Source organism: Hymenobacter plasmatis (genome assembly GCF_020711255.1).
In the GTDB taxonomy this organism is placed as follows: domain Bacteria; phylum Bacteroidota; class Bacteroidia; order Cytophagales; family Hymenobacteraceae; genus Hymenobacter.
Window position 1 is genome coordinate 1 of record NZ_JAJFAW010000062.1, and the last position, 1,002, is coordinate 1,002.

1 protein-coding gene is annotated in these 1,002 nt (G+C 60.3%); it reads right to left on the bottom strand.

Features of this window, described 5'->3' with window-relative positions:
- Positions 1-946, bottom strand: a 946-nt coding sequence (locus LJ738_RS21130; RefSeq protein WP_227788339.1) for an IS481 family transposase, incomplete at its 3' end; no start/stop codon positions are given.
- Positions 947-1,002 lie beyond the last annotated feature (56 nt).

Below are 1,002 nucleotides of genomic sequence, written 5' to 3' on the forward strand. Positions count from 1 at the left end.
TGTATAGTCCCAGCGTGAGGTGGGTCGGGTCCTGGGTAAAGATAGTCGGGTTCTTTTGCCACTGGGCACAGACAAATTCATGCGGAGTCAGTCCGCGCAGGGTCTTCAAGCGTTTGGCGTGGTTGTAGGCCAGCAAAAAAGCTTGCAGGTGCTCGTTGAGCTCGTCGGTCGTCTGGTAATGGTAGCGCTGGACGGTGGCCTCTTTGATGGTGCGGTTCATGCGCTCGACCTGGCCGTTGGTCCACGGGTGCGCTGGTTTGGTCAGCCGGTGCTCCACGCCGAAGGACCGGCAGATGCGGGCAAAACTGTGCCCGCCCGGAAACCACTGGTGTGGCTGCAGGGTGAACTGCACCCCATTGTCGGTCAGGACGGTGTGGGCTTTATAGGGCAGCTTTTCCAGCACCCGCCGTAGAAAGTCCGCTGCGACCATGCGCGTGGCCCGCGGGTGCAACTCAGCAAAGGCCACTTTGCTGGTGCGGTCGATGGCGACGAAAAGGTATTGGCGGCCTTCTTCGGTGCGTACTTCGGCGAAATCGACGTGCAGGTAGCCGATGGGGTAGTCCTTAAATTTCTTTTTTGGTGGGCTTTGCTCGTCTTCGCTCAGCGGCAGGCGGCTGATGCCGTGGCGTTGGAAGCAGCGGTGCAGCGCGGAGCGGGACAGGTGCGGAATCGTAGCCTGCAGCGCGTAGAGGCAATCATCCAGGGCCAAGAGTGTGTGCCGACGAAAAGCCACCGCAATGGCCTCCTGCTCGGCGCTGAGCACCGTTGAAACCGGTGTAGGGCCCATCCGGGAATCAAGCACGGTGGGGCGCTTGCGCCACTTGGCCACCGTTTTCGGGTTGATGCCGTAGCGCGTGGCTAAGCTTTGTAGGCTTTCCTGGCTGTGTTGGATAGCGCGCCGTATCGCCGCCGTTGTGCGGGCGCTGCCGTGGAGTACTTGTCCCATAAGTGCGTGCGAAATTCCAGCCCGGAAAATACACCATCACTCTTTGGGACTATACA